Here is a 22,981-nt window from a genome sequence, read left to right as displayed (position 1 = left end):
ACGATGGCGATACCCTTTTCACGACCGCTTGCGCTGAGCCAGGGCGATCCCGCCGGCATCGGACCGGATATCACCCTGATGGCATGGCTGCGGCGGCGTGAACTCGGGCTTCCGCCTTTTTTCCTGATCGGCGATCGGGATGTCCTGACCCTGCGGGCCCGCCAGCTCAATCTGGCGGTTTCCATTCGTGAGATCGACACGGTCGGCAAGGCCACCGGCATATTTGCCGATGCGCTGCCTGTCATGAGCGTCCCGGCCGGCATTGAGGTAGTGGCCGGCGAGCCGCATGTGGCAACGGCGAAGGGCACGATCGCGGCAATCGAGAAAGCAGTCTCGCTTGTCATCGGCGGCGAGGCACTCGCGGTTGTCACCAATCCGATCGCCAAGGCCGTGCTCTACGAGGCGGGTTTCCGGTTTCCCGGCCATACCGAATTTCTCGCCGATCTTGCCGCCAGGGCGACCGGCAGGCTGGTGACGCCGGTCATGATGTTGTCGGGACCGAAACTCAGGGCCATTCCCGTTACCATCCACATTCCTGTCCGCGACGTGCCACAAGCGCTGACCGGCGACCTGATCGTCGAAACCTGCCGGATCGCCGATGCGGATCTCAGGCAGCGCTTTGGAATCGACGCGCCACGGCTTGCCCTCGCCGGCCTCAACCCGCATGCGGGTGAAGGCGGAGCGATCGGCACGGAGGATGAGGACATCATCCGCCCGTCGATCGAGCAGCTGCGTGACGAGGGTATCGATGCGATCGGCCCCCTGCCCGCCGATACGATGTTCCATGACGAGGCGCGGGCGCGATATGATGTCGCCATCTGCATGTATCACGATCAGGCGCTGATCCCCGCCAAGGCTCTCGGTTTCGACGACAGCGTCAACGTCACGCTCGGACTTCCCTTCGTGCGAACCTCGCCGGATCACGGCACCGCTTTCGGCATCGCCGGCAAGGGACTGGCGCGTGAGCAGAGCCTGGTTGCAGCACTGAAGCTTGCCGCCCAGCTCGGCCGCACTTGGGAAAGCCGCCGCTGATGGCAGCACTCGATGGCCTGCCGCCGCTTCGCGACGTCATTCAGCGTCACGGCCTCGATGCGCGCAAGGCGCTCGGGCAGAACTTCCTGCTCGACCTCAACCTCACGCAGAAGGTCGCCCGCACCGCAGGCGCTCTTGAAGAGACCACCGTTTTCGAGGTCGGCCCCGGCCCCGGTGGGCTGACCCGCGCGATTCTGGCGCTCGGCGCCAAGAAGGTCATTGCCGTCGAGCGGGACGCGCGCTGCCTGCCTGCGCTTGCCGAGATCGCCGATCACTATCCCGGCCGCCTGGAGGTCATCGAAGGCGATGCGCTGAAGACGGATTTCGAAGCATTGGCGCCGGAAGGCCCCGTCAAGATTATCGCCAACCTGCCTTATAATGTCGGCACGCAGTTGCTGGTCAACTGGCTGCTGCCGAAAGCCTGGCCGCCATTTTGGCAGTCACTGACGCTGATGTTTCAGAAGGAAGTCGGCGAGCGTATCGTCGCGGGCGAGGATGACGACCATTACGGCCGTCTCGGCGTGCTCTGCGGCTGGCGGACGGACGCACGCATGGCCTTCGACGTGCCGCCGCAGGCATTTACGCCGCCGCCGAAGGTGACCTCAACGGTCGTGCACTTGCTTCCTCGTGAAAACCCCGTTCAGTGCGCCGTCGCCAATTTGGAGAAGGTCACGCAAGCCGCCTTCGGCCAGCGTCGCAAGATGCTGCGTCAAAGCTTGAAACCGCTCGGCGGCGAAAGCCTTCTCGTCAAGGCGGGGATCGATCCGGCGCGTCGGGCAGAGACCTTGTCCGTCGAGGAATTCTGCCTTCTCGCGAACAATCTTTAGAGCGACGGCGTCTCCTCCAGCAGCTCTCGGACGAAATCGAACATGCCGTGGCGGCGGTCGCGGCGCAGGCGTTCGGCCTTGACGATCGACTGGACGGCGTCGAAGGCGGTGTTGAGATCGTCATTGACGATGACATAATCATATTCGCGCCAGTGGGCGATCTCGGCGCGGCTGTTGGCCAGTCGCGTCTGAATCACCTCCTCGGAATCCTCGGCACGGCGGTGCAGACGCGACTGGAGCTCCGTCATGGTCGGCGGCAGCACGAAGATCGAGACGACGTCGGCCGACATCTTCTCCTGCAACTGCTGGGCGCCCTGCCAGTCGATATCGAAGAGCATATCGCGGCCTTCGGCCATGGCCTGCTCGACCGGCTCGCGCGGCGTGCCGTAGAAATTGCCATGCACTTCGGCCCATTCGAGCAGCGCGTCGCTGTCACGCAGCCGCTCGAACTCGCGCACGCTCTTGAAGTGGTAATGCACGCCCTCGACCTCGCTCGGGCGGCGCGGGCGCGTGGTGACGCTGACGGAAAGGCCGATATGCTTGTCGGTCTCCAGCAGCGTGCGCGCGATGGTGGATTTGCCGGCGCCAGACGGCGACGAAATGACAAGCATCAGACCGCGGCGGGCGATCTGCACGGGCGAGGATTTCGCCGGTTTCATGTCCTACTCCAAATTCTGGACCTGCTCGCGGAACTGGTCGATCACGACTTTCAACTCGATGCCGGCGGCCGTAACCGCCGAGGCATTCGACTTGGAGCAGATGGTATTCGATTCGCGGTTAAATTCCTGTGCAAGGAAGTCCAGCCGGCGCCCGGCAGGCCCGCCTTTCACCAGGAGATCGCGCGCGGCGGCGACATGCGCCTTCAGGCGGTCGATTTCCTCGCGCAGATCCGCCTTGGTCGCCAACAGCGCGGCTTCGGCATGCAACCGGTCGCGGTCGAACGCGGCCATGCCGTCCATCAGCAAGGCGACCTGCGCCACGAGCCGGGAGGCGATCTCCTGCGGCGAGCGCGAAGGATCCATCTCGATCGTCCGTGTCAGGCCCTCGATCGTTGCGACGTGATCGAGAAGAATGCGGGAGAGCGCCGCCCCTTCCTGTTCGCGCATCGCCCGGAGATCGGCAAGCGCGGCCATGAGTCCGGCGGCAATATCGGCATCCCGGGCAGCCAGCGCCTCCTCAGCGTCCTCGCCCTCACGGAACTCCACGATGCCGCGCACCAGAAGCAGCGTGTCGAGCTTCAGCGGCGCCGGATCGATCACGCCCGCCAATTGCTCGCGCATGGCAAGCACGGCGGCAAGCGCTTCCCTGTTCAGCACCGCCTCGAAACGGTTCTCGTCAGCGGTGACCGAAAGCGAAGCCTGCAGGTTGCCGCGGCTGAAGCTTTCGCCGGCAAGGCGGCGGACCTCCGCCTCCATGCGTTCGAGGCCGGGCGGCAGGCGCAGGCGCAGGTCGAAACCCTTGCCGTTGACCGAGCGCAGCTCCCATGCCCAACGCCAGCGGCCGCTTGTTCCCTCGCGCCGCGCAAAACCAGTCATGGACTGCAAAGCCATGCGAGCCTCCCGAAAACTGTCAGTTGATCTTCTTTTTCTTCGGCGGCACGACAGTCGCACCACTATCGCCCGGCTGCTCTTCCGGCTGGCCGTCGACTGCGATGTTCGGGTCCGAGCCCTTGTCGGCCTCGAGCTTGCGCCAGCGCTTGACATTGGCATTGTGCTCCTCGAGCGTAGCGGCAAAAACGTGGCCGCCGGTGCCGTCGGCGACGAAATAGAGATCCTGGGTTTTCCAAGGGTTGGCAACGGCTTCCAGCGCATCCTTGCCAGGATTGGCGATCGGTGTCGGCGGCAGGCCCTTGATGACATAGGTATTGTAAGGCGTGTCCCGTTTCAGATCCGACTGGTAGATCGGCCGGTCCGCCGGTTTTCCCTCGCCACCGAAGAGCCCGTAGATGATCGTCGGATCGGACTGCAGGCGCATGCCCTTGCCAAGCCGGTTCAAGAACACGGAAGCGACATGGGCGCGTTCGTCGGGAATGCCGGTCTCCTTTTCGACGATCGAAGCGAGCGTCACAAATTCCTCTTTGGATCGCAGCGGCAGCGAGGAATCGCGCTTATCCCAGATCTGGTCGACCAGCTTCTGCTGTGCGGCCGCCATCTGTTCGATGATTTCCGAGCGCTTGGTGCCGCGCGAGAATTTGTAGGTGTCCGGACGCAGGCTGCCTTCGGCCGGCAGTGCGGCCGGCAAGTCGCCTTCCAGCACCGGATCCTGCAGCATGCGGTCGAACATCTGGCGGACCGTCAGGCCTTCCGGAAAGGACACCGAATAGAGGATGGACTTGCCCGATTTCAGCAGTTCCATGATATCGCTCATGGAGGCTCTCGCCTTGATCTCATATTCGCCGGCCTTCAGGCTCTCGCCGGCGGCAAGATGCGTCGCGGTGAGATAACGGAAGATACGGGCATCGGAGATTATCGCGTTGCGCTCGAGGTTCGAGGCGATTTCGGCGAGACCCGCGCCGTTGCGGACGATGAAATTAGTGTTGGTCTGCAGCGGGCCTGGGCTCTGATAAGTCGAGGTCGCGTAATAGAAGCCGATGACGGCAAGGACGCAGACCAGCACCGTCATCGTCATGATGAAGTTCAGGAAAAGGACGATCTGGCTGCGAGCGTTCCTGGAGCGTTTCGGCGGCTCCGGAACACGTTCCGGACGCAGGGCTTCGCTCGGCGACTTCGGGATGATCGGTCCCTTCTGCGCCTGGCTGTCGTTGCTCTGGTTCGTCGTATCGCTCACCGGCAATCCTCTAAAACTTGGCCCTCATTCCGCTATTTCGCGAAGCAATGCGGCAAAAACAGGTTCCGCCACAGTTCAACGAAGCCGCTGCCGATCGTTCAACTCCAGCACGCTGCTCCGGCGGGCCTCTTACTGCGCGTAACGGCGCAGCACGAGCGATGCGTTCGTGCCGCCGAACCCGAACGAATTGGACAGAGCCACGTCGATTTCTCGCTCACGAGCCTTGTGCGGAACAAGATCGATCGCCGTCTCGCGTTCGGGATTGTCAAGATTGAGCGTCGGCGGCGCGATATTGTCACGGATGGCAAGTGTCGCGAAGATCGCCTCGATCGCGCCGGCAGCACCGAGAAGGTGTCCGGTCGCCGACTTGGTCGAGGACATCGAGATCTTCGACGCCGCGTTGCCGACCAGGCGCTCGACTGCCCCGAGTTCGATCGTGTCGGCCATGGTCGAAGTACCATGAGCGTTGATGTAGTCGATGTCGGCCGGTGTCAGCCCGGCGCGCTTCAGCGCCATCGCCATGCAGCGGCCGGCACCCTCGCCGTCTTCGGATGGCGCGGTAATGTGATAGGCGTCGCCCGACAGGCCGTAGCCGACGATCTCGGCGTAGATCTTGGCGCCGCGGGCCTTCGCATGCTCCAGCTCTTCGAGCACGACGATGCCGGCGCCCTCGCCCATGACGAAGCCGTCACGGTCGCGGTCATAAGGGCGCGAAGCCTTCTGCGGATCGTCGTTGTGCTGGGTCGACAGCGCCTTGCAGGCGGCAAAGCCTGCCAGCGAAATACGGCTGACGGGAGATTCCGTGCCGCCGGCGACCATGACGTCGGCGTCACCAAGCGCGATCAGCCGCGCGGCATCGCCGATCGCATGCGCGCCCGTCGAGCAGGCGGTGACGACCGAATGATTGGGTCCGCGCAGTTTATGGCGGATCGAGACCTGGCCAGAGACGAGATTGATCAGGCGGCCGGGGATGAAGAAGGGGGAGATACGGCGCGGACCCTTGTCGCGCAGGGTGTAACCTGCCTCGACGATGCCTTCGATGCCGCCGATGCCCGAGCCGATCAGCACGCCGGTGGAGATTTGATCCTCATCGCTCTCGGGATGCCAGCCGGCGTCGGCAAGCGCCATGTCGGCCGCGGCCATGCCATAGATGATGAAGGGATCGACCTTGCGCTGCTCCTTCGGCTCCATCCATTGGTCGGCGCTGAAGGTGCCGTCAGTGCCGTCACCGAGCGGGATACGGCAGGCAATCTTGGCGGGAAGGTCGTCGACCTCGAATTCGGTGACGAGGCGGGCGCCGTTCTGGCCGGCGAGCAGCCGCGACCACGTCACCTCAGTTCCGCATCCCAAGGGTGATACCATGCCGGTACCAGTGATGACGACACGTCTCATCGCGTGCTTTCCCCCGCCTCTTATGTTCTATGGAGAAATAGGCCGAAAAGAAAAGGGCGGACTCCAGGCCCGCCCTTTCTCAAATATATAGGATCAGGCCTGGGCCTTCTCAATGAACTTCACTGCATCGCCGACCGTCAGGATCGAGTCAGCTGCGTCGTCGGGGATTTCAACGCCGAATTCTTCTTCGAAAGCCATGACAAGTTCGACCGTGTCGAGCGAGTCAGCGCCCAGATCGTCGATAAAGCTGGCGCTCTCGACGACCTTGTCGGCATCGACGCCAAGATGATCAATAACAATTTTCTTTACGCGTTCTGCGATATCGCTCATGTCGGTTTCCTCGACCTTATGTCCTGATCGGAATGCCGTTGCGGCACCCCTACCCTGTTTCAGCCTGCGATGTTTTCAGACATCCTCGGCAAACTCGTTTACCCGGCTTCAGAGATTTCCGAGGCTTGCGAAAAGCCCGCCGGTCCGTCTGCTTTCTCGGGACGACTGTTCACAGTCATGGCCCGCTTAACATGGTTTAAGTCTGCCGCAAAGCCAGAAAATCAACGCTTCGTGATTGCTCAACATGCTATTGGCGGAATTATCCCCATGCCGACGGTTTGTCCTTTCAGATCATCGCCATGCCGCCGTTTACGTGCAGCGTCTGGCCGGTCATGTAGGCAGCCTCGGAGGACGCAAGATAGGCAACCGCCGAGGCGACTTCGCCGCCCGTCCCCATCCGCTTCATCGGGATAGCCCCCATGATCGCTTCCTTCTGCTTGTCATTCAGCTTGCCGGTCATCGCGCTTTCGATGAAGCCGGGGGCGACGCAGTTGACGGTCACATTGCGGGTGGCGATTTCCTGCGCCAAGGACTTGGTGAAGCCGATCATGCCGGCCTTGGAGGCGCAATAGTTGGCCTGGCCCGGATTGCCGGTGACGCCGACGACGGAGGTGATGTTGATGATACGGCCATAGCGGCGGCGCATCATCGGATGCGTCAACTCGCGCGTCAGGCGGAAGGTCGCCGTCAGATTGACCTCGAGGACCGCATCCCAGTCTTCGTCGCTCATGCGCACGAACAGGCCGTCCTTGGTGATGCCGGCATTGTTGACGAGGATATCGACACCCTCGAGATCGGCCTCGGCCTTCTGGCCGAGCGCCTTCACCTCGTCACGGTCCGACAAGTTGGCCGGGAAGATCTTGACGCGCTCGCCGAGCTCGGCCGCCAGCGCTTCCAGCTTCTCGACGCGGGTGCCGTGCAGGCCGACGATGGCGCCCTGCTGATGAAGGAGACGGGCGATTTCCTCGCCGATGCCGCCCGATGCGCCGGTGACGAGAGCCTTGCGGCCGGAGAGATCGAACATGGAACGTTCCTTATATCTGGAGATATCAATCAGGCCATCAGGGCGGCGACAGCCGCGTCGATGTCCGCCGGGCCGCCGACGGAGATGCCGTTGACTGTTTTGTCGATGCGACGGGCAAGGCCGGTCAGCACCTTGCCGGAACCGAGTTCATAAAGCGTCGTCACGCCATTGCCGGCGAACCATTCCACCGTCTCGCGCCAACGAACCTGGCCGGTCACCTGCTCGACCAGGAGGCTGGCGATCTCGTCGGCGCCGGACACCGGGGCGGCGCGGACATTGGCGATCAGGGGCACGACGGGATCGGACTTGGCGACCGTCGCCAGCGCCGCGCGCATGGCCTCGGCCGCAGGTGCCATCAGCTTGGAATGAAAGGGAGCCGAGACCGGCAGCAGGATGGCGCGCTTGGCGCCCCTGTCGGTTGCGAGGCCGGCGGCCTTTTCGACAGCAGCCTTCTCCCCCGAAATGACGATCTGGCCGCCGCCATTGTCGTTGGCGATCTGGCAGGCGCCGGTGGCGGCAGCCTCTTCGCAGACGGCGACGACGTCGGCATGTTCAAGGCCGATGATCGCGGCCATGGCGCCGACGCCGACGGGAACGGCCGCCTGCATGGCATTGCCGCGAATACGCAGCAGCCGCGCAGTATCGGCGAGGGAAAAGGTGCCGGCGGCACAAAGGGCGGAATACTCGCCGAGCGAGTGACCGGCGACGTAGGCGACCTTGGACTTCAGGTCCAGCCCCTTCGCCTGGAGAACGCGGATGACGGCGATCGAAACCGCCATCAGCGCCGGCTGGGCGTTCGCAGTCAGGGTCAGGGTGTCCTCGGGACCGTTGAACATAACGTCCGAAAGTTTTTCACCGAGCGCCTCGTCGACTTCTTCTAAAACCGCGCGGGCTTCCGCAAAATTCTCGGCCAGATCCTTGCCCATGCCGACGGCCTGGCTGCCCTGGCCGGGAAAAGTAAAAGCAATGGTCATGCTCATGTCCCTGATTGCGCCCCTCGAGGCTGTTTTGCCTCCAATTGACATTCTTTCCGGCAGAGTCAAGTGGCGGCGGCTTCTGCGCAAAGCCTTTCGCACCGCTGCAAAAGCCCGGTTTTTGCTCTTGCGCTCCGCCAAATCCGGCCTAGATTTGCCCGGTCCTTCCCCAAGGCTTTCATCCTCCAGATCGCTCTCAAGGTTTTCTCCATGAAGTACAAGTCACTCGGCCGTACAGACATTTCCGTTTCAGAAATCTGCCTTGGCACCATGACCTGGGGCTCGCAGAACAGCGAAACCGACGCGCATGCGCAGATGGATTACGCCGTCGAAAAGGGCGTCAATTTCTTCGATACCGCCGAGCTCTACCCGACAACGCCGGTTTCGCCCGAAACGCAGGGCTGGACCGAAGACTATATCGGCAGCTGGTTCGAAAAGTCCGGCAAGCGAAGCGAGATCGTGCTCGCCACCAAGGTCGCCGGCCGCGGCCGCGATTATCTGCGCGGCGGTGAAGGAGCGGATGCGAGGAATATCCGCCTGGCGCTCGAGGCCAGCCTGAAACGGCTGAAGACGGATTATGTCGACCTCTATCAGGTGCATTGGCCGAACCGCGGCCATTTTCATTTCCGCCAAAACTGGAGCTACAACCCCTTCAACCAAGATCGCGACAAGGCCGTCGCCAACATGCTCGATATCCTGGAGACGCTCGGCGCGCTGGTGAAGGAAGGCAAGATCCGCGCGATCGGCCTTTCCAACGAAACCACCTGGGGTATCCAGAAATATCTGACGCTCTCCGAACAGAAGAACCTGCCGCGGGTCGCCAGCGTTCAGAACGAATACAACCTGCTCTACCGCCACTTCGACCTCGATCTCGCCGAGCTCTCGCATTACGAAGATGTCGGGCTGCTTGCCTATTCACCGCTCGCCGGTGGCATCCTGACCGGCAAATATGTCGGTGGTCTGAGACCGAAAGGTTCGCGCGCGTCGATCAATCCCGATATCGGCGGCCGGCTCCAGCCACTGCAGGAGCCGGCGACCAAGGCCTATCTGACCCTCGCGACCCGATACGGTCTCGACCCGGCGGCCATGGCGCTCGCCTTCTGCCTGTCGAGACCCTTCATGACCTCGGTCATCATCGGCGCAACCTCGATGGAGCAGTTGAAAACCGATCTCGGCGCAGCCGAGCTGACGCTTTCGGACGAGGTGCTGGCGGAGATTGCCAAGGTGCACCGGCAGTATCCGCTGACGCTCTGATGACCGGTCCGGCGCTGCCGATTGGTCTGCGTCGGGCTCGAATGCCGGATTGGGGTTGCCTTTCCTCGAAAAATCCGTATAAGCGCGCCTGTTCGTTAACCCGGTCTTCTGGCTGGTGGCTGAACGGAGGGCCGGTTTCCTATTGGAAATCGTTCGGAACGGAAGCGTTCCAGCCTCCCGTGTCTCCGCTCTCGACCGTCTCGGAAACGCTTTTCTTGCCTGGGTTCGCCCAATCAGGAGCAGTCGTTGAGGCTTAGCCGCCGAAAATCGGGTTGAACCAAACGCAAGAAAGGCAAAGCTGTCATGGCTCTTTATGAACATGTATTCCTTGCCCGACAGGATATTTCCGCTCAGCAGGTCGATGCCCTCGTAGAACAGTACAAGGGTGTGATCGAAGCTAACGGCGGCAAGGTCGGGCGCATCGAGAACTGGGGACTCAAGTCCCTCACCTATCGCATCAAGAAGAACCGCAAGGCGCACTACGCCCTGATGGACATCGATGCACCGCCGGCTGCGATCCAGGAAATGGAACGTCAGATGCGCATCAGCGAAGACGTTCTTCGCTACATGACCATCGCCGTCGAAAAGCATGAGGAAGGCCCGTCTGCCATGCTGCAGAAGCGCGACCGCGACGACCGCGGCCCGCGTGAAGGCGGCGACCGTGGCCCGCGCCGCGAATTCGGTGACCGTCCGCCGCGCCGTGACGGCGACTTCCAGCGTGGCCCGCGTCCGGACCGCGCTCCCCGCGAAGACCGTGCATAAGGAGATATAAGAATGTCTGAAGCTTCCTCCGCACCGGTCCGCCGTCCGTTCCATCGCCGCCGCAAGACCTGCCCGTTCTCCGGCGCAAACGCACCGCGGATCGACTACAAGGACGTTCGCCTGCTGCAGCGCTACATTTCCGAGCGCGGCAAGATCGTTCCGTCCCGCATCACGGCCGTTTCCCAGAAGAAGCAGCGCGAACTCGCCCAGGCGATCAAGCGCGCCCGTTTCCTCGGCCTGCTGCCCTACGTCGTCGCTTAATCGGCCGACGCAATCAGATTTGAGGGAAGGCATTCGTGCCTTCCCTTCTCCCTTTCGCGATGGGCGCGGATCGGAATTCTTAAAACCCATGTTGAGACGTTTCTGAATTCGATTCAGCAACAGCCTCTAACTGCTTGATGAAGCAGGACAGCGACCTTGAAACGACCGGATCTTAAAACGCTGCTGATCGGCGCACTCGCCGGATTGACCGCCGCCCTGCTGGTGCTGGGCGCGAGCATGCAGCCGTCGTTTTTCAGCGCGCTCCTCTATACGGCCTCGGCGCTGCCGATCCTGATCGTCGGACTCGGCTGGGGCAATGCCGCCGCGATTTCGGCCGTCGTCACGGGAGCGGCGCTCGGTGCGGTCCTCATCTCCCCGTCTTTCGCGCTCATCATGACGCTAGTGACGCTGCTGCCGGCCGGCTGGCTCAGCCATCTTGCCAATCTCGCGCGTCCCGCCTCCGAACTCGGCGGCCCCGACCATCTGCTTGCCTGGTATCCGCTCTCTGATATCCTGCTGCATCTGTGCGGGCTGGTGACGCTTGCCGTCATCGTCATCGGCGTGATGATCGGCTATGGGCCTGAGATCACCGACCCGATCGTCGATCTGCTGATCACCTCGGTCAAGCAGCAGCAGCCGGAATTCATGCCCGATCCGGCGGCAACCGCGCAGACCAAATCGCTGATCCTGCTGATGCTGCCGGCCGTGCAGGGCGGCATGTGGGTCAGCATGCTGTTTGCCGCCTATTATTTCGCCGTGCGCATCGTCGCCGCATCCGGCCGGGGCCTTCGGCCGCGCGAGGATATTCCCTCATCGCTGCGGATGAACCGCAATTCGATCTTCATCTTCCTGGCCGGGCTTGCTGCCTGCTTCTTCGGCGGCGTTCCGGCGCTCGTCGGCGCGACCGTGATTGGCACCTTCGGCGCCGGTTTCATGCTCTCCGGCTTCGCCTCGCTGCATTTCCGCACACGTGGAAAGGACTGGCGCATACCGGCCCTCATCCTCTGCTACCTGGCTTCGATACTCATGCTGCTGCCAGCTCTCCTTATCCTCGTCCTGGGTCTCAGCGATACGCGCAAAGCGATCGCGCTCACCCCGGCGAAAGATGCCGATACCTCCAAACAATCCGACACGAAAATCTGAGACACAAGAAAGGAACAAGAAAATGGAAGTCATCCTTCTCGAACGCATCTCCAAGCTCGGCCAGATGGGCGAAACCGTAAAGGTTCGCGACGGCTTTGCCCGCAACTACCTGCTGCCGCTCGGCAAGGCACTGCGCGCCAACGCCGCCAACAAGGCCCGCTTCGAATCCGAGCGCGCGACGCTCGAGGCCCGCAACCTCGAGCGCAAGTCGGAAGCCCAGAAGGTCGCCGACGTTCTCGACGGCAAGTCCTTCATCGTCGTGCGTTCGGCCGGCGAAACCGGCCAGCTCTACGGCTCGGTCGCTGCCCGTGACGTCGTCGAGGTTCTCGCCGCCGAAGGCTTCAACATCGGCCGCAACCAGGTTCACCTGAACACGCCGATCAAGGCGATCGGCCTGCACAAGGTCGAGCTGCAGCTGCATGCCGAAGTCGAAATCAACATCGAACTGAACGTTGCCCGTTCTGCCGAAGAGGCCGAGCGCCAGGCCAAGGGCGAAGAACTCACCTCGGTCGACGCGATCTACGGCGTCGACGAAGACGCGCTGCGTCCGGAAGATTTCTTCGATCCGGAAGCAGACGGCCTCGACGAAAACGAAGCATAATTTCGCCGGAACAAAACCGCGAGAGGGAAAGCCCGGCCGCCGTGCCGGGCTTTTTTGTTTTCTGTGCGCGCTTTTTTGGCGGGGGATTTCCGGATGTTTTTGCTGCGTGGCCGATGTCATCGCGCTAACATACCCTTCTCCGGAACGGATGAGCTGAGTCGGCTCCGTACCGTGTCCTGCGGGTGACACTGCCAGTATTTCGCATTTGTGGCGCCCGGGACTGTGGAGAAGTCGAACAATGGGCACAGCGTTCAGGATTTAGGCGAGACGGGCCCCGCTCCTTTCGCAGCCCCTTGATTTTCTCCATCCGGAATTGCAAATCCGGAGTTGGAAAAAGACAGAACGGATGATGATGAACGACGCCGCTCGAAAGATTGCAGCCGTTGCTCCGTCGGAGCAGCATTACCGCGAAGCACCCAACAATATCGAAGCCGAGCAGGCGCTTCTCGGCGCCATCCTGATGAACAACGACGCCTATTACCGGGTGTCGGACTTCCTCAAGCCGATCCATCTCTACGAACCGCTGCACCGGAAGATCTTCGAGGTCGCCGGCGACATCATCCGCATGGGCAAGATCGCCAATCCGGTGACGATCAAGACCTTCCTGAAAGCCGACGAGAAAGTCGGCGACATGACGGTTTCGCAATATCTGGCAAGCCTCGTCAGCAACGCGGTCACGGTCATCAACGCCGAGGATTACGGCCGGGCGATCTATGATCTCGCGCTGCGCCGGGCGCTGATCACCATCGGGGAGGATGTCGTCAACATCGCCTATGACGCGCCGCTCGATATGCCGCCGCAGTCGCAAATCGAGGATACCGAACGCCGGCTGTTCGAGCTCGCCGAAAATGGCCGTTACGATGGCGGCTTCCAGTCTTTCAACGACGCCGTGGCGCTGGCGATCGACATGGCGGCCGTCGCCAAGGAGCGCGACGGCGGCCTTTCCGGCATTTCCACCGGCATCCATTCGCTTGATGCCAAGATGGGCGGCCTGCAGCGTTCGGACTTGATCATCCTCGCCGGACGCCCCGGCATGGGCAAGACCTCGCTTGCGACCAACATCGCCTACAACATCGCCGCCGCCTATGAGGGCGAGGTGCAGCCGGACGGCAGCATGAAGGCAAAGAACGGCGGCGTCGTCGGCTTCTACTCGCTCGAAATGTCGTCCGAACAGCTCGCCACCCGTATCATCTCCGAGCAGACGGAAGTCTCCTCCTCGAAGATCCGGCGCGGCGACATCAACGATGCCGATTTCGAAAAGCTCGTCGCCTGCTCGATGATGATGCAGAAGGTGCCGCTCTATATCGACCAGACCGGCGGCATCTCCATCGCCCAGCTTTCGGCGAGGGCGCGCCGCCTCAAGCGCCAGCGTGGCCTCGACGTGCTCGTGGTCGACTACGTGCAGCTGATGACCGGCTCCGGCAAATCAAGCGACAATCGCGTCCAGGAAATCACCCAGATCACCACCGGCCTCAAGGCGCTCGGCAAGGAGCTCAACGTTCCGATCATCGCGCTGTCGCAGCTCTCGCGTCAGGTCGAAAGCCGCGACGACAAGCGCCCGCAGCTCTCCGACCTCCGTGAATCCGGTTCGATCGAGCAGGATGCCGACGTCGTGCTCTTCGTGTTCCGCGAGGAATATTACGTCAAGAATCAGGAGCCGCGCGATCCTCACGATCCGAAATATCCGGAGTGGGAAGCACTGTTCGACAAGGTGAAGGGCACCGCCGACGTCATCATCGCCAAGCAACGTCACGGACCGACAGGCACGGTGAAGCTCGCCTTCCAGGCGGAATTCACCCGCTTCGCCGATCTCGCAGATCCTTCCTTCATACAGTATGAGGAACATTGACGCAGTACCCGCGCGTCAATTCCTTTAGAGCCCGGCTGCCCGCAACAGCGCGACCGTTGCGACGCCAACCACGACGCTTGCAAGCATCGGCAGGCGGCGTGCGGCAATTGCCGTTGCCGCGCAGGCCAGGGTCTCCGCCCAGCCGGTCGCAAAGGCGGTCGGGGCGATGACGGCCATCAGCACGGCAGGCGGAATGGCTTCGATCGCCGTTCTCCGGCGCTCATCGATCTCGATATGCCGGATCAGGACGAGACCGCTGACGCGGGTAAATACCGTTGCAGCAGCCATCGTGAGGATGGCGATAAGGGTGTTGAGGTCGAGCGTCATACCGCCTGCTCCCGCGCCCTGCCCTGCCAGAGGGCCATTGACAGCCCGGCCAGCGCACCAGCGGCGATATACCAGACCCCCGGCACGAAATGGTGGACTGCAACGGAAGCGGCACCGCTTGCGGCAAGCACGGCGCCGGTTTCCGGCCCCTTCCAGAAGCCCATGACGAGCGCGACGAAGACAGCCGGAAAGGCGAAGTCGAGGCCGATGACGGCAGGATTGCCGAGAAAGGCGCCGAGCAGTGCGCCTGTCAGCGAAGAGCCGACCCAGGTGAGGTAGAAGGGCGTGACGATGCCGGCATACCAGGCGGGTGTCAGCCTTGTGCTGCCGGCCCGGAATTCCGCCATGGCCCAGAGCTCATCGGCGAGGAAGAGCATGGCGATATAACGTTTGACGCCGGGGAAAGACTGCATCTTCGTGCCGATCGACGCGCTCATCAGCACGTGGCGGATATTGACCAGCAGGGCTGCGAAGCCGACGCCGATCCAGCTTGCCGGATGCGTCCAGATGTCCATCGCCACGAATTGCGAACCGCCTGCGAAAACAAGTGCGCTCATCAGTGTCGTTTCCAGCGGCGAAAGGCCCTTGGCAGCGGCGACCGCGCCGAAGACAAGGCCGATCGGCAAAACGGCGACGACAAGCGGAAAGATGGTGCGCATACCGGCGATAAATTCGCCAAGACGAAATTTGCCGGATGGCCGGCTGTGCTGCAGCATGGCAACCTCCTGATCAACATCGCGGAGGGTTAGCCCAGCCCACCCATGGCTGTATTGAACGAAAGTGATCAGCCCAGGCGGAATTGGCCGGGGGTCACGCCAGTGCGCGCCTTGAAATGGCGGGTGAAATGCGCCTGATCGGCAAAACCACATTCGAGCGCGATATCGGCCGGCATGTGCCCCTGCCGCAGCAGCCGGCGGGCCACCTGCACGCGCCGGTCCGTCAGGAAGGCATGTGGCGTGATGTGATATTCCTTGCGGAAAGCCCGGATGAGGTGAGCGCGGCTCAATCCCGCTACCCCGGCCAATTCCTCAAGGCCGACATCGAGGTCGAAGTTCTCGATCAGGTATTCGCGGGCGCGGGCGACCGCGCTTCGTTCCCGCGTATCGACAGGAACGACGATGGCGCTGCCGTGACGCGCGAAGATCGCCGCCAGCACCGAGAACATGCCTTCATCGGACTCCAGCGCGCCGGCACCGTTTTCGAGCGTGCGATGGGCGGCGTGAAAGGCATTGGCGAGCTCAGGATCGCGCGGAAGCCCGCTGGAGAAAGACGGTGTCGCATGGAAGGCCTTGCCGGTGACATCCTCCAGAATGTCGATGAACAGCTTCATGTCGGGATAGATCATGCGGTAACGGTAGCCCTCGCCGCCCGGAGCACCGTCATGGATGACGCCGGGATCTATCAGATAGAGATCGCCCGGGCCGGTTTCCTCCCGCCTGCCGCTGAGGGTGGCGATCTGGGTGCCGCTTTCTATCGCGCCGATGCTGAATGTATCGTGCGCGTGCGGTGCGTATTCATGCGTCAGGAAGGTGGCGCTCAGGCATTCCATGTCGCGGAAGCGGCTATCCCGCCAGAAGCGGGCGGATTCCACTTCCGCGAGCGGCATGGCTTCCGCCGCCTCTTTCTGCGATACGTTCTGCATCCGGAAAAATTAGCGTGAAAACCTGCATCCGTCTTGAACAAAAGTGACCGTACGACAGGCAAAGGTGATATGTGACCGCCTGCGCTTTTCCTTGGCCACAATCCTCTCTAGACTGGGCGGGGCGGCTCCTTCCATTTCTTCACGGCGATTCATGACAGATTTTCCTATCCCCTCCGAAGACGATGAGCTTTTCAATTCCGCAGGACTGCGGCTGACCGTCGACCTGAGTGCGCTCACGGAGAACTGGCGCGACATGGCGCGCCGCTCTGGTGCAGCGCGCGCCGCAGCCGTCGTCAAGGCGGACGCCTACGGCATGGGCATCGAGGATGCCGGCGAAGCGCTCTACCTCGCAGGCGCCCGGGATTTCTTCGTCGCGACCGTCGATGAGGGCGTCACCCTTCGCCTCTATGCGCCCGAGGCGCGCATCTTCGTGCTCTCGGGCATATGGCCGGGCACGGAAAGGCGGTTCTTCGACAATGATCTGGTGCCGGTGATTTCCTCCGACGAGCAGTTCGCCTTCTGGATGGCGGTGCTTGCCGATTATGGCGATTATCCCTGCGCGCTGCATGTCGATACCGGCTTCAATCGGCTGGGGCTGCACATCGACGACGCCATCGCCCTTGCCGACGACGTCTCGCGGCCGGCAAGCTTCGCGCCGGTGCTGGTCATGAGCCATCTCGCCTGCGGCGACGATCCCAGCCACCTTATGAACCGGCAACAGCTCGAATCATTCCGCAAGGTTACGGCCGCCTATGAAGGTATCGATTCAAGTCTAGCCGCCTCGGCCGGCATCTTTCTCGGCGAGGATTATCATTTCGACCTGACCCGTCCCGGCATCGCGCTTTACGGCGGCGAAGCGGTCTGCGGCGTGACAAATCCGATGCGGCCAGTGGCAACGACGGAAGCGCGCATCATTCAGGTGCGCACCGTCAAGGCCGGCGAGACGGTCAGTTACGGGCGGGCGCTGCAGCTTCACCGCGACAGCCGGCTGGCGATCGTCTCGGCGGGTTATGCTGACGGCTATATGCGCAGCCAATCGAGCGGCGGCGTGCCGCTGCGTCAGGCCGTGCCGCAAGGCGGGCAAGGCTTCATCGCCGGACACAAAGTGCCAGTCGCCGGCCGGATCACCATGGACCTGACTATTTTCGACGTCACCGATCTGCCGGAAAACGCCGTGCGCGCCGGCGACTATGTCGAGCTGTTCGGAAAGAACATGGCGCTTGATGACGTCGCGCGAGCGGCGGGGACGATCGGATACGAGATCCTGACCAGCATGGGGCTGCGCCACGAGCGGCGCTATGTCGCCGAAGAATAAAGCTGGCCCTCAACGGCTGCTTAGCGCAAGGCGGACGCCGAGAGCCAGGAAAAGCGCGCCCAGGCCGCGATCGAGCCACAGTCCGATTTTTTCATTGTGCCTTAGTGCGTCCGCAAGGCGCCCGCCGAGAAGGACGAGCGGCGGTTCGATGAAGGCCGCGACGACGATGATGAAGCCGCCATGCAGCATGAGCTGCGCCCATGCGGGCCCTGCCCCCTCTGCGACGAATTGCGGCAGGAAGGCCAGGAAGAATATCGCCACTTTCGGATTGAGGAGCGAAACCAGAATTCCCTGGCGGTAGATGCTTGCGATCGGCAATTCTTCACCGGCCGCCTTGATCAGGCCGCTGCCACCACGGGTGCGCAAAGCCTGGATGCCCAGCCAGACGAGATAGGCGGCGCCCAGCCATTTGACGCTTGAGAAAGCGAAGGCAGAGGCGGCAAGCACGGCGGAAAGGCCCAATGCCGCCATCAGCACATGCAGACAGGCGCCTGACCAGACGCCGAACAATGCCGAAAAACCTGCGCGTTTCCCGCCTCTCATCGTGTGGCCGAGGATGAAAGCGATGTCGGGGCCGGGCGACAGGTTGAGCAAAACCGCCGCCGATAGAAATGCGAGCCAGTGCGCAAGCGAATAGTCGAACATCTTCCACCGTAGCTGATGATCAGAGGTGAAAAGCATAGGCACGGCGAAGGCTGATGGGGAAATCATTAGTTTTGATCCGTCGCGATAGCCATTATCTCAAGCACGACAATGATTCGATGAAGCCCGCGAATGCTTCATTGTGGAACGCGACTGAAAGAAACATTTGATGGCGAAGGCCAAGACACAATTCATCTGCCAGAATTGCGGCGCGGTTCATAACCGCTGGGCCGGCAAATGCGACAATTGCGGCGAGTGGAACACCATCGTCGAGGAGGACCCGATGGGCGGCATCGGCGCCGGTCCCGGCAAGACGCCGAAGAAGGGCCGGCCGGTGACGCTGACGGCGCTCTCCGGCGAAATCGAGGAAGCGCCGCGTATCCATACCGCCATGTCGGAGCTCGACCGGGCGCTCGGCGGCGGTTTCGTGCGCGGCTCGGCTGTACTGATCGGCGGCGATCCCGGCATTGGCAAATCGACGCTGCTGATGCAGGCGGCGGCCGCCCTTGCGCGGCGCAGCCACAAGATCATCTATGTCTCCGGCGAGGAGGCGGTGGCGCAGGTCCGGCTGCGGGCGCAACGTCTTGCCGCAGCCGATACCGACGTGATGCTGGCGGCCGAAACCAATGTCGAGGATATTCTGGCGACGCTCGCCGAGGGCAAACGGCCCGATCTCGTCATCATCGATTCGATCCAGACGCTGTGGAGTGAGCTTGCCGAATCCGCGCCGGGAACGGTGACGCAGGTGCGCACCGGCGTGCAGGCGATGATCCGCTTCGCCAAGCAGACGGGAGCGGCGATGGTGCTCGTCGGGCATGTTACCAAGGACGGGCAGATCGCCGGCCCGCGCGTCGTCGAACACATGGTCGATGCCGTGCTCTATTTCGAGGGCGATCGCGGCCATCACTACCGCATCCTGCGCACGGTCAAGAACCGCTTCGGCCCGACCGACGAGATCGGCGTCTTCGAAATGTCGGACAGAGGACTGCGCGAGGTCGCCAACCCCTCCGAGCTCTTCCTCGGCGAGCGCAACGAAAAATCACCTGGAGCTGCGGTCTTTGCCGGCATGGAAGGGACGCGGCCCGTGCTCGTCGAGGTGCAGGCGCTGGTGGCGCCGACCTCGCTCGGCACGCCGCGGCGCGCCGTGGTCGGCTGGGATTCGGCTCGGCTGTCGATGATCCTGGCGGTTCTGGAAGCCCATTGTGGCGTCCGGCTCGGCCAGCACGACGTCTATCTCAACGTCGCCGGCGGCTACCGCATTTCCGAGCCGGCGGCCGATCTCGCCGTCGCTTCGGCGCTGGTTTCCTCGCTCGCCGGTATTGCCCTTCCCGCCGATTGCGTCTATTTCGGCGAAGTCAGCCTGTCGGGCGCCATCCGGCCGGTTGCGCACACCGCCCAGCGCCTCAAGGAAGCCGAGAAGCTGGGCTTTTCCGCAGCGCTGCTTCCTTCCGCCTCCGCCGAGCTGCCGAAGGGTTCCGGCGGGCGATGGAGCGAGGTCGAGAGCCTGCCGGATCTGGTGGCGCGCATCGCCGGATCGAAGGGGGCGCTGCGTGTGGAAGACGAGGTTTGATCCTTTCATTGCCGGGAACGGTGATGATATAGGAGGCACACGATAAGGCGCGACACGGCCGCCGAGCGGCAGTCCTGGAGTTGAATTTACATGCCCATTACGATTTTCGACGGTATTGTCATCGGCGTCGTGCTCTTCTCCGCCGTGCTGGCGATGGTCCGCGGCTTTTCGCGGGAAATCCTCTCGATCGCGAGCTGGGGCGGTTCGGCCGCCGCCGCCTACTATCTCTATCCCTACCTGCTGCCCTATGCGAAAAAATATACCGACGACGACCGCATCGCGATCGCCGGTTCGGCAGCCGTCGTCTTCCTGATCGCGCTCATCGTCATCTCCTTCATCACCATGAAGATCGCCGATTTCATCATCGACAGCCGCATCGGTGCTCTCGACCGCACCCTCGGCTTCCTGTTCGGCGCGGCGCGCGGCCTGCTGCTGATGGTCGTTGCCGTCGCCTTCTGGAACTGGCTCGTCGATGTCGACCACCGCCCAGCCTGGGTCAACGAGGCCAAGTCGAAGCCCTTCCTGGATTCGATGGTGGTGAAGCTGAAGGCCGTCCTGCCGGAGCAATTTGCCCAGATGATACAGGCGAGCTTCCGTGATAAGATGCAGTCGCCGGCGCAGGGCAGCGAAGGCGCCACGCCGCCGACCACCGATCAGGCTCCGGCGGAAGACGCGCCTGCAGGCGGCACACAGCAGCCGGCGAATTGACACAGTGTTCAAGAGCTTGACCCGCCGTCCGGCAATTGCCATTTGAGCGGGACGTGAAATAAAGGTCCGGCCGGGCATCAGCTCCGCCGGACCTCAGCCGTTTCAGAGCCGGCGAGCGGGCTTTGACAGCGGATGTCGTTCAGCATGACTATCGGAAAGCTGCCAGGTTTCCGATATATGATACTGGAAATGCCGATCCATTCTTGTGAGAGCAGAGGCCCGCAGAAATGAACCAGTCCCATTCCTTCCCGACCGACGATCCGCTCGACGGAGATACGCTGCATGAGGAATGCGGCGTTTTCGGAATCCTGGGACATCCCGATGCCGCGGCTCTCACGGCTCTCGGCCTGCACGCCCTGCAGCATCGTGGGCAGGAAGCGGCCGGCATTGTCTCCTTCGACGGCAAACGCTTCTACCAGGAGCGCCATATGGGTCTGGTCGGCGACCACTATACCAATCCGATGACGCTCGCCCGCCTGCCCGGCAGCATCTCAATCGGCCATACTCGCTATTCGACGACCGGCGAAGTGGCGATGCGCAACGTGCAGCCGCTGTTTGCCGAGTTGGAGGAAGGCGGCATCGCCATTGCCCATAACGGCAATTTCACCAATGGCCTGACGCTGCGCCGCCAGATCATCGCAACCGGCGCCATCTGTCAGTCGACCTCCGATACCGAAGTCGTGCTGCATCTCATCGCCCGCTCGCGCCACGCTTCCACGTCCGACCGGTTCATCGACGCCATCCGCCAGATGGAAGGCGGCTATTCGATGCTCGCCATGACCCGCACCAAGCTGATTGCCGCGCGCGATCCCACCGGCATCCGCCCGCTTGTCATGGGCGAACTCGACGGCAAGCCGATCTTCTGCTCCGAAACCTGTGCGCTCGACATCATTGGCGCCAAATTCATCCGCGACGTGGAAAACGGCGAGGTCATCATCTGCGAAATCCAGCCCGACGGCTCGATCAGCATCGATGCCCGCAAGCCCAGCAAGCCACAGCCGGAGCGTCTCTGCCTGTTCGAATATGTCTATTTCGCCCGTCCGGATTCGGTCGTCGGCGGCCGCAACGTTTATACGACGCGCAAGAACATGGGCATGAACCTCGCCAAGGAATCGCCTGTCGATGCCGATGTCGTCGTGCCGGTGCCGGATGGCGGCACGCCTGCGGCTCTGGGCTATGCGCAGGAAAGCGGCATCCCCTTCGAATACGGAATCATCCGCAACCATTATGTCGGACGCACCTTTATCGAGCCGACGCAGCAGATCCGCGCCTTCGGCGTCAAGCTGAAGCATTCCGCCAACCGGGCGATGATCGAAGGCAAGCGCGTGGTGCTGGTCGACGATTCCATCGTGCGCGGCACGACGTCGCTGAAGATCGTGCAGATGATCCGCGAGGCTGGTGCGCGCGAAGTCCATATCCGTGTCGCAAGCCCGATGATCTTCTTCCCGGATTTCTACGGGATCGATACGCCCGACGCCGACAAACTGCTCGCCAATCAATATGCCGACGTCGAAGCCATGGCCAAATATATCGGCGCGGATTCGCTTGCCTTCCTGTCGATCAACGGACTTTACCGCGCCGTCGGCGGCGAGGACCGCAATCCGGCCCGCCCGCAGTTCACCGACCACTACTTCACCGGCGACTATCCAACCCGCCTGCTCGACAAGAACGGCGAGTCGATGGGCAACAAGCTTTCGATGCTTGCCAGCAACGGCTGAGCCGCTGCCGCTTTGACTTTCGTTCCCGAGGGGCCTATTGCGCCCCTCACCTTCGCAAGCAATTCCGGAACCGGACAGATGAACATCAATCTTGAGGGCAGGATCGCACTCGTCACCGGTGCGTCGCGCGGCATCGGCTACTTCACGGCCCTGGAACTTGCCAAAGCCGGCGCCCATGTGATCGCCTGCGCACGCACGGTCGGCGGGCTCGAGGATCTCGACGATGCGATCAAAGCCGTCGGCGGCAGCGCGACCCTCGTGCCCTTCGACCTTGCCGATATGAACGCGATCGACGCGCTCGGTGGCTCGATCTTCGAGCGCTGGGGCAAGCTCGATATCCTCGTCGCCAATGCCGGTGTGCTCGGCGTCATCTCACCAATCGGCCACATCGAGGCGAAGGTATTCGAAAAGGTGATCACCATCAACGTCACCGCGACATGGCGGCTGATCCGCTCGGTCGACCCGCTGCTCGCCCGCTCGGACGCCGGCCGCGCCGTCATCCTGTCGTCAGGGGCCGCGCATAAGTGCCGCCCCTTCTGGAGCGCCTATTCCGCCTCAAAAGCGGCCGTCGAGGCGCTCGCCCGCACATGGGCCGGCGAAACCCAATCGACGCCGCTGCGCATCACCAGCGTCGATCCCGGCGCAACGCGCACGGCCATGCGGGCGCAGGCCGTGCCGGGCGAAGACCCGCTGACGCTACCCCACCCTTCCGAGGTCGCCAAGGCGATCCTGCCGCTGCTCGGCCCCGGCGTGACCGAAACGGGTAAATTGTTCATCGTCCGCGAGAACAAGCTCGCCGATTACCGGCTGCCGGAATAGGCCG

24 protein-coding genes are annotated in these 22,981 nt (G+C 62.6%); 13 read left to right on the top strand and 11 right to left on the bottom strand.

All coding sequences use genetic code 11. From position 1 onward, the window contains the following. Positions 1 to 3 precede the first annotated feature (3 nt). Both pdxA and rsmA read left to right on the top strand, forming a co-directional pair. Complete coding sequence (pdxA, locus tag RHE_RS07400; RefSeq protein WP_011424783.1) at positions 4 to 1,032, top strand: 4-hydroxythreonine-4-phosphate dehydrogenase PdxA; 1,029 nt, start codon at positions 4 to 6, stop codon at positions 1,030 to 1,032. Then, positions 1,032 to 1,859, top strand: coding sequence for a 16S rRNA (adenine(1518)-N(6)/adenine(1519)-N(6))-dimethyltransferase RsmA (rsmA, locus tag RHE_RS07395; protein ID WP_011424782.1), 828 nt, complete (start codon positions 1,032 to 1,034; stop codon positions 1,857 to 1,859). The genes pdxA and rsmA overlap by 1 nt, the downstream gene beginning before the upstream one ends. On the opposite strand, the gene gmk is transcribed toward rsmA, so the two are convergent. The 7 genes from gmk to fabD all read right to left on the bottom strand — a co-directional run bounded on the left by gmk (position 1,856) and on the right by fabD (position 8,366). Next, entirely contained in the window at positions 1,856 to 2,518 is a 663-nt protein-coding gene (gmk, locus tag RHE_RS07390) for a guanylate kinase (RefSeq protein WP_011424781.1), read from the bottom strand. The genes rsmA and gmk overlap by 4 nt on opposite strands. 3 nt (positions 2,519 to 2,521) lie before the next feature. Next, positions 2,522 to 3,409, bottom strand: coding sequence for a YicC/YloC family endoribonuclease (locus RHE_RS07385; RefSeq protein WP_011424780.1), 888 nt, complete (start codon positions 3,407 to 3,409; stop codon positions 2,522 to 2,524). Positions 3,410 to 3,428: 19 nt separating this feature from the next. Further along, a complete protein-coding gene (gene mltG / locus RHE_RS07380) occupies positions 3,429 to 4,646 on the bottom strand; it encodes an endolytic transglycosylase MltG (RefSeq protein ID WP_042119221.1) in 1,218 nt (405 codons plus the stop codon). 129 nt (positions 4,647 to 4,775) lie between these two features. Then, positions 4,776 to 6,038: a beta-ketoacyl-ACP synthase II gene (gene fabF, locus RHE_RS07375; RefSeq protein WP_011424778.1), complete on the bottom strand. Its 1,263-nt coding sequence runs from the start codon at positions 6,036 to 6,038 to the stop codon at positions 4,776 to 4,778. Between the two features lie 93 nt (positions 6,039 to 6,131). Next, complete coding sequence (locus tag RHE_RS07370) at positions 6,132 to 6,368, bottom strand: acyl carrier protein (protein WP_003547058.1); 237 nt, start codon at positions 6,366 to 6,368, stop codon at positions 6,132 to 6,134. A 286-nt stretch (positions 6,369 to 6,654) separates the two neighbouring features. Then, a complete protein-coding gene (gene fabG, locus RHE_RS07365) occupies positions 6,655 to 7,392 on the bottom strand; it encodes a 3-oxoacyl-[acyl-carrier-protein] reductase (protein ID WP_011424777.1) in 738 nt (245 codons plus the stop codon). 29 nt (positions 7,393 to 7,421) lie between these two features. Then, entirely contained in the window at positions 7,422 to 8,366 is a 945-nt protein-coding gene (gene fabD / locus RHE_RS07360) for an ACP S-malonyltransferase (RefSeq protein ID WP_042119220.1), read from the bottom strand. A 210-nt stretch (positions 8,367 to 8,576) separates the two neighbouring features. Between fabD and RHE_RS07355 the strand changes: the two genes are divergently transcribed. The 6 genes from RHE_RS07355 (at position 8,577) to RHE_RS07330 (ending at position 14,236) form a co-directional block, all read left to right on the top strand. Further along, the gene (locus tag RHE_RS07355) at positions 8,577 to 9,620 is read left to right on the top strand and encodes an aldo/keto reductase (RefSeq protein WP_011424775.1); all 1,044 of its coding nucleotides are present in this window, start codon (positions 8,577 to 8,579) and stop codon (positions 9,618 to 9,620) included. Positions 9,621 to 9,923: 303 nt separating this feature from the next. Further along, positions 9,924 to 10,382 carry a 30S ribosomal protein S6 gene (rpsF, locus tag RHE_RS07350; protein WP_011424774.1) on the top strand — a complete coding sequence of 153 codons (459 nt, stop codon included), beginning with the start codon at positions 9,924 to 9,926 and terminating at the stop codon, positions 10,380 to 10,382. A gap of 12 nt (positions 10,383 to 10,394) precedes the next feature. Then, entirely contained in the window at positions 10,395 to 10,643 is a 249-nt protein-coding gene (gene rpsR / locus RHE_RS07345; protein ID WP_004680498.1) for a 30S ribosomal protein S18, read from the top strand. 156 nt (positions 10,644 to 10,799) lie between these two features. Continuing rightward, positions 10,800 to 11,786: a DUF2232 domain-containing protein gene (locus RHE_RS07340; protein ID WP_042118186.1), complete on the top strand. Its 987-nt coding sequence runs from the start codon at positions 10,800 to 10,802 to the stop codon at positions 11,784 to 11,786. Positions 11,787 to 11,808: 22 nt separating this feature from the next. After that, positions 11,809 to 12,387: a 50S ribosomal protein L9 gene (gene rplI, locus RHE_RS07335; RefSeq protein ID WP_011424772.1), complete on the top strand. Its 579-nt coding sequence runs from the start codon at positions 11,809 to 11,811 to the stop codon at positions 12,385 to 12,387. A gap of 352 nt (positions 12,388 to 12,739) precedes the next feature. Next, entirely contained in the window at positions 12,740 to 14,236 is a 1,497-nt protein-coding gene (locus RHE_RS07330) for a replicative DNA helicase (RefSeq protein ID WP_011424771.1), read from the top strand. Positions 14,237 to 14,260: 24 nt separating this feature from the next. Here the strand turns inward: RHE_RS07330 and RHE_RS07325 are convergent, their stop codons facing one another. The 3 genes from RHE_RS07325 to RHE_RS07315 form a co-directional block, all read right to left on the bottom strand. Then, positions 14,261 to 14,563, bottom strand: coding sequence for an AzlD family protein (locus tag RHE_RS07325; protein ID WP_011424770.1), 303 nt, complete (start codon positions 14,561 to 14,563; stop codon positions 14,261 to 14,263). Next, complete coding sequence (locus RHE_RS07320; RefSeq protein ID WP_011424769.1) at positions 14,560 to 15,279, bottom strand: AzlC family ABC transporter permease; 720 nt, start codon at positions 15,277 to 15,279, stop codon at positions 14,560 to 14,562. Before RHE_RS07320 ends, RHE_RS07325 begins: the two co-directional genes overlap by 4 nt. 68 nt (positions 15,280 to 15,347) lie before the next feature. Next, positions 15,348 to 16,169: an AraC family transcriptional regulator gene (locus RHE_RS07315; protein ID WP_011424768.1), complete on the bottom strand. Its 822-nt coding sequence runs from the start codon at positions 16,167 to 16,169 to the stop codon at positions 15,348 to 15,350. Positions 16,170 to 16,356: 187 nt separating this feature from the next. Between RHE_RS07315 and alr the strand changes: the two genes are divergently transcribed. Continuing rightward, positions 16,357 to 17,520, top strand: coding sequence for an alanine racemase (alr, locus tag RHE_RS07310; RefSeq protein WP_020920896.1), 1,164 nt, complete (start codon positions 16,357 to 16,359; stop codon positions 17,518 to 17,520). Positions 17,521 to 17,529: 9 nt separating this feature from the next. Here the strand turns inward: alr and RHE_RS07305 are convergent, their stop codons facing one another. Continuing rightward, complete coding sequence (locus RHE_RS07305; RefSeq protein WP_042119218.1) at positions 17,530 to 18,165, bottom strand: LysE family translocator; 636 nt, start codon at positions 18,163 to 18,165, stop codon at positions 17,530 to 17,532. A 166-nt stretch (positions 18,166 to 18,331) separates the two neighbouring features. Here RHE_RS07305 and radA point away from each other — a divergent pair, with 166 nt between their 5' ends. From radA to RHE_RS07285, 4 genes are all read left to right on the top strand, one after another. Beyond that, the gene (gene radA / locus RHE_RS07300; RefSeq protein ID WP_011424765.1) at positions 18,332 to 19,732 is read left to right on the top strand and encodes a DNA repair protein RadA; all 1,401 of its coding nucleotides are present in this window, start codon (positions 18,332 to 18,334) and stop codon (positions 19,730 to 19,732) included. A 90-nt stretch (positions 19,733 to 19,822) separates the two neighbouring features. Then, the gene (locus RHE_RS07295) at positions 19,823 to 20,440 is read left to right on the top strand and encodes a CvpA family protein (RefSeq protein ID WP_011424764.1); all 618 of its coding nucleotides are present in this window, start codon (positions 19,823 to 19,825) and stop codon (positions 20,438 to 20,440) included. A 227-nt stretch (positions 20,441 to 20,667) separates the two neighbouring features. Beyond that, positions 20,668 to 22,158, top strand: coding sequence for an amidophosphoribosyltransferase (gene purF / locus RHE_RS07290; RefSeq protein ID WP_011424763.1), 1,491 nt, complete (start codon positions 20,668 to 20,670; stop codon positions 22,156 to 22,158). A 78-nt stretch (positions 22,159 to 22,236) separates the two neighbouring features. After that, complete coding sequence (locus RHE_RS07285; RefSeq protein ID WP_011424762.1) at positions 22,237 to 22,977, top strand: SDR family NAD(P)-dependent oxidoreductase; 741 nt, start codon at positions 22,237 to 22,239, stop codon at positions 22,975 to 22,977. Positions 22,978 to 22,981 lie beyond the last annotated feature (4 nt).

The sequence above is a fragment of the Rhizobium etli CFN 42 genome (assembly GCF_000092045.1).
GTDB classification, from domain to species: Bacteria; Pseudomonadota; Alphaproteobacteria; order Rhizobiales; family Rhizobiaceae; genus Rhizobium; species Rhizobium etli.
The sequence above is the reverse complement of the archived record's forward strand: the minus strand, read 5'-3'. Positions and strand labels throughout refer to the sequence as shown.

What these genes read in the sequence shown, in the direction of transcription:
- gmk (WP_011424781.1), bottom strand. Translation starts at nt 2,518, where the DNA reads ATGAAACCGGCGAAATCCTCGCCCGTGCAGATCGCCCGCCGCGGTCTG.
- RHE_RS07325 (WP_011424770.1), bottom strand. Translation starts at nt 14,563, where the DNA reads ATGACGCTCGACCTCAACACCCTTATCGCCATCCTCACGATGGCTGCT.
- RHE_RS07320 (WP_011424769.1), bottom strand. Translation starts at nt 15,279, where the DNA reads ATGCTGCAGCACAGCCGGCCATCCGGCAAATTTCGTCTTGGCGAATTT.
- alr (WP_020920896.1), top strand. Translation starts at nt 16,357, where the DNA reads ATGACAGATTTTCCTATCCCCTCCGAAGACGATGAGCTTTTCAATTCC.
- RHE_RS07355 (WP_011424775.1), top strand. Translation starts at nt 8,577, where the DNA reads ATGAAGTACAAGTCACTCGGCCGTACAGACATTTCCGTTTCAGAAATC.
- fabG (WP_011424777.1), bottom strand. Translation starts at nt 7,392, where the DNA reads ATGTTCGATCTCTCCGGCCGCAAGGCTCTCGTCACCGGCGCATCGGGC.
- RHE_RS07295 (WP_011424764.1), top strand. Translation starts at nt 19,823, where the DNA reads ATGCCCATTACGATTTTCGACGGTATTGTCATCGGCGTCGTGCTCTTC.
- RHE_RS07305 (WP_042119218.1), bottom strand. Translation starts at nt 18,165, where the DNA reads ATGTTCGACTATTCGCTTGCGCACTGGCTCGCATTTCTATCGGCGGCG.
- fabF (WP_011424778.1), bottom strand. Translation starts at nt 6,038, where the DNA reads ATGAGACGTGTCGTCATCACTGGTACCGGCATGGTATCACCCTTGGGA.
- rplI (WP_011424772.1), top strand. Translation starts at nt 11,809, where the DNA reads ATGGAAGTCATCCTTCTCGAACGCATCTCCAAGCTCGGCCAGATGGGC.
- purF (WP_011424763.1), top strand. Translation starts at nt 20,668, where the DNA reads ATGAACCAGTCCCATTCCTTCCCGACCGACGATCCGCTCGACGGAGAT.
- radA (WP_011424765.1), top strand. Translation starts at nt 18,332, where the DNA reads ATGGCGAAGGCCAAGACACAATTCATCTGCCAGAATTGCGGCGCGGTT.
- RHE_RS07315 (WP_011424768.1), bottom strand. Translation starts at nt 16,169, where the DNA reads ATGCCGCTCGCGGAAGTGGAATCCGCCCGCTTCTGGCGGGATAGCCGC.
- fabD (WP_042119220.1), bottom strand. Translation starts at nt 8,366, where the DNA reads ATGACCATTGCTTTTACTTTTCCCGGCCAGGGCAGCCAGGCCGTCGGC.
- rpsF (WP_011424774.1), top strand. Translation starts at nt 9,924, where the DNA reads ATGGCTCTTTATGAACATGTATTCCTTGCCCGACAGGATATTTCCGCT.
- RHE_RS07330 (WP_011424771.1), top strand. Translation starts at nt 12,740, where the DNA reads ATGAACGACGCCGCTCGAAAGATTGCAGCCGTTGCTCCGTCGGAGCAG.
- rsmA (WP_011424782.1), top strand. Translation starts at nt 1,032, where the DNA reads ATGGCAGCACTCGATGGCCTGCCGCCGCTTCGCGACGTCATTCAGCGT.
- RHE_RS07285 (WP_011424762.1), top strand. Translation starts at nt 22,237, where the DNA reads ATGAACATCAATCTTGAGGGCAGGATCGCACTCGTCACCGGTGCGTCG.
- RHE_RS07370 (WP_003547058.1), bottom strand. Translation starts at nt 6,368, where the DNA reads ATGAGCGATATCGCAGAACGCGTAAAGAAAATTGTTATTGATCATCTT.
- RHE_RS07385 (WP_011424780.1), bottom strand. Translation starts at nt 3,409, where the DNA reads ATGGCTTTGCAGTCCATGACTGGTTTTGCGCGGCGCGAGGGAACAAGC.
- pdxA (WP_011424783.1), top strand. Translation starts at nt 4, where the DNA reads ATGGCGATACCCTTTTCACGACCGCTTGCGCTGAGCCAGGGCGATCCC.
- rpsR (WP_004680498.1), top strand. Translation starts at nt 10,395, where the DNA reads ATGTCTGAAGCTTCCTCCGCACCGGTCCGCCGTCCGTTCCATCGCCGC.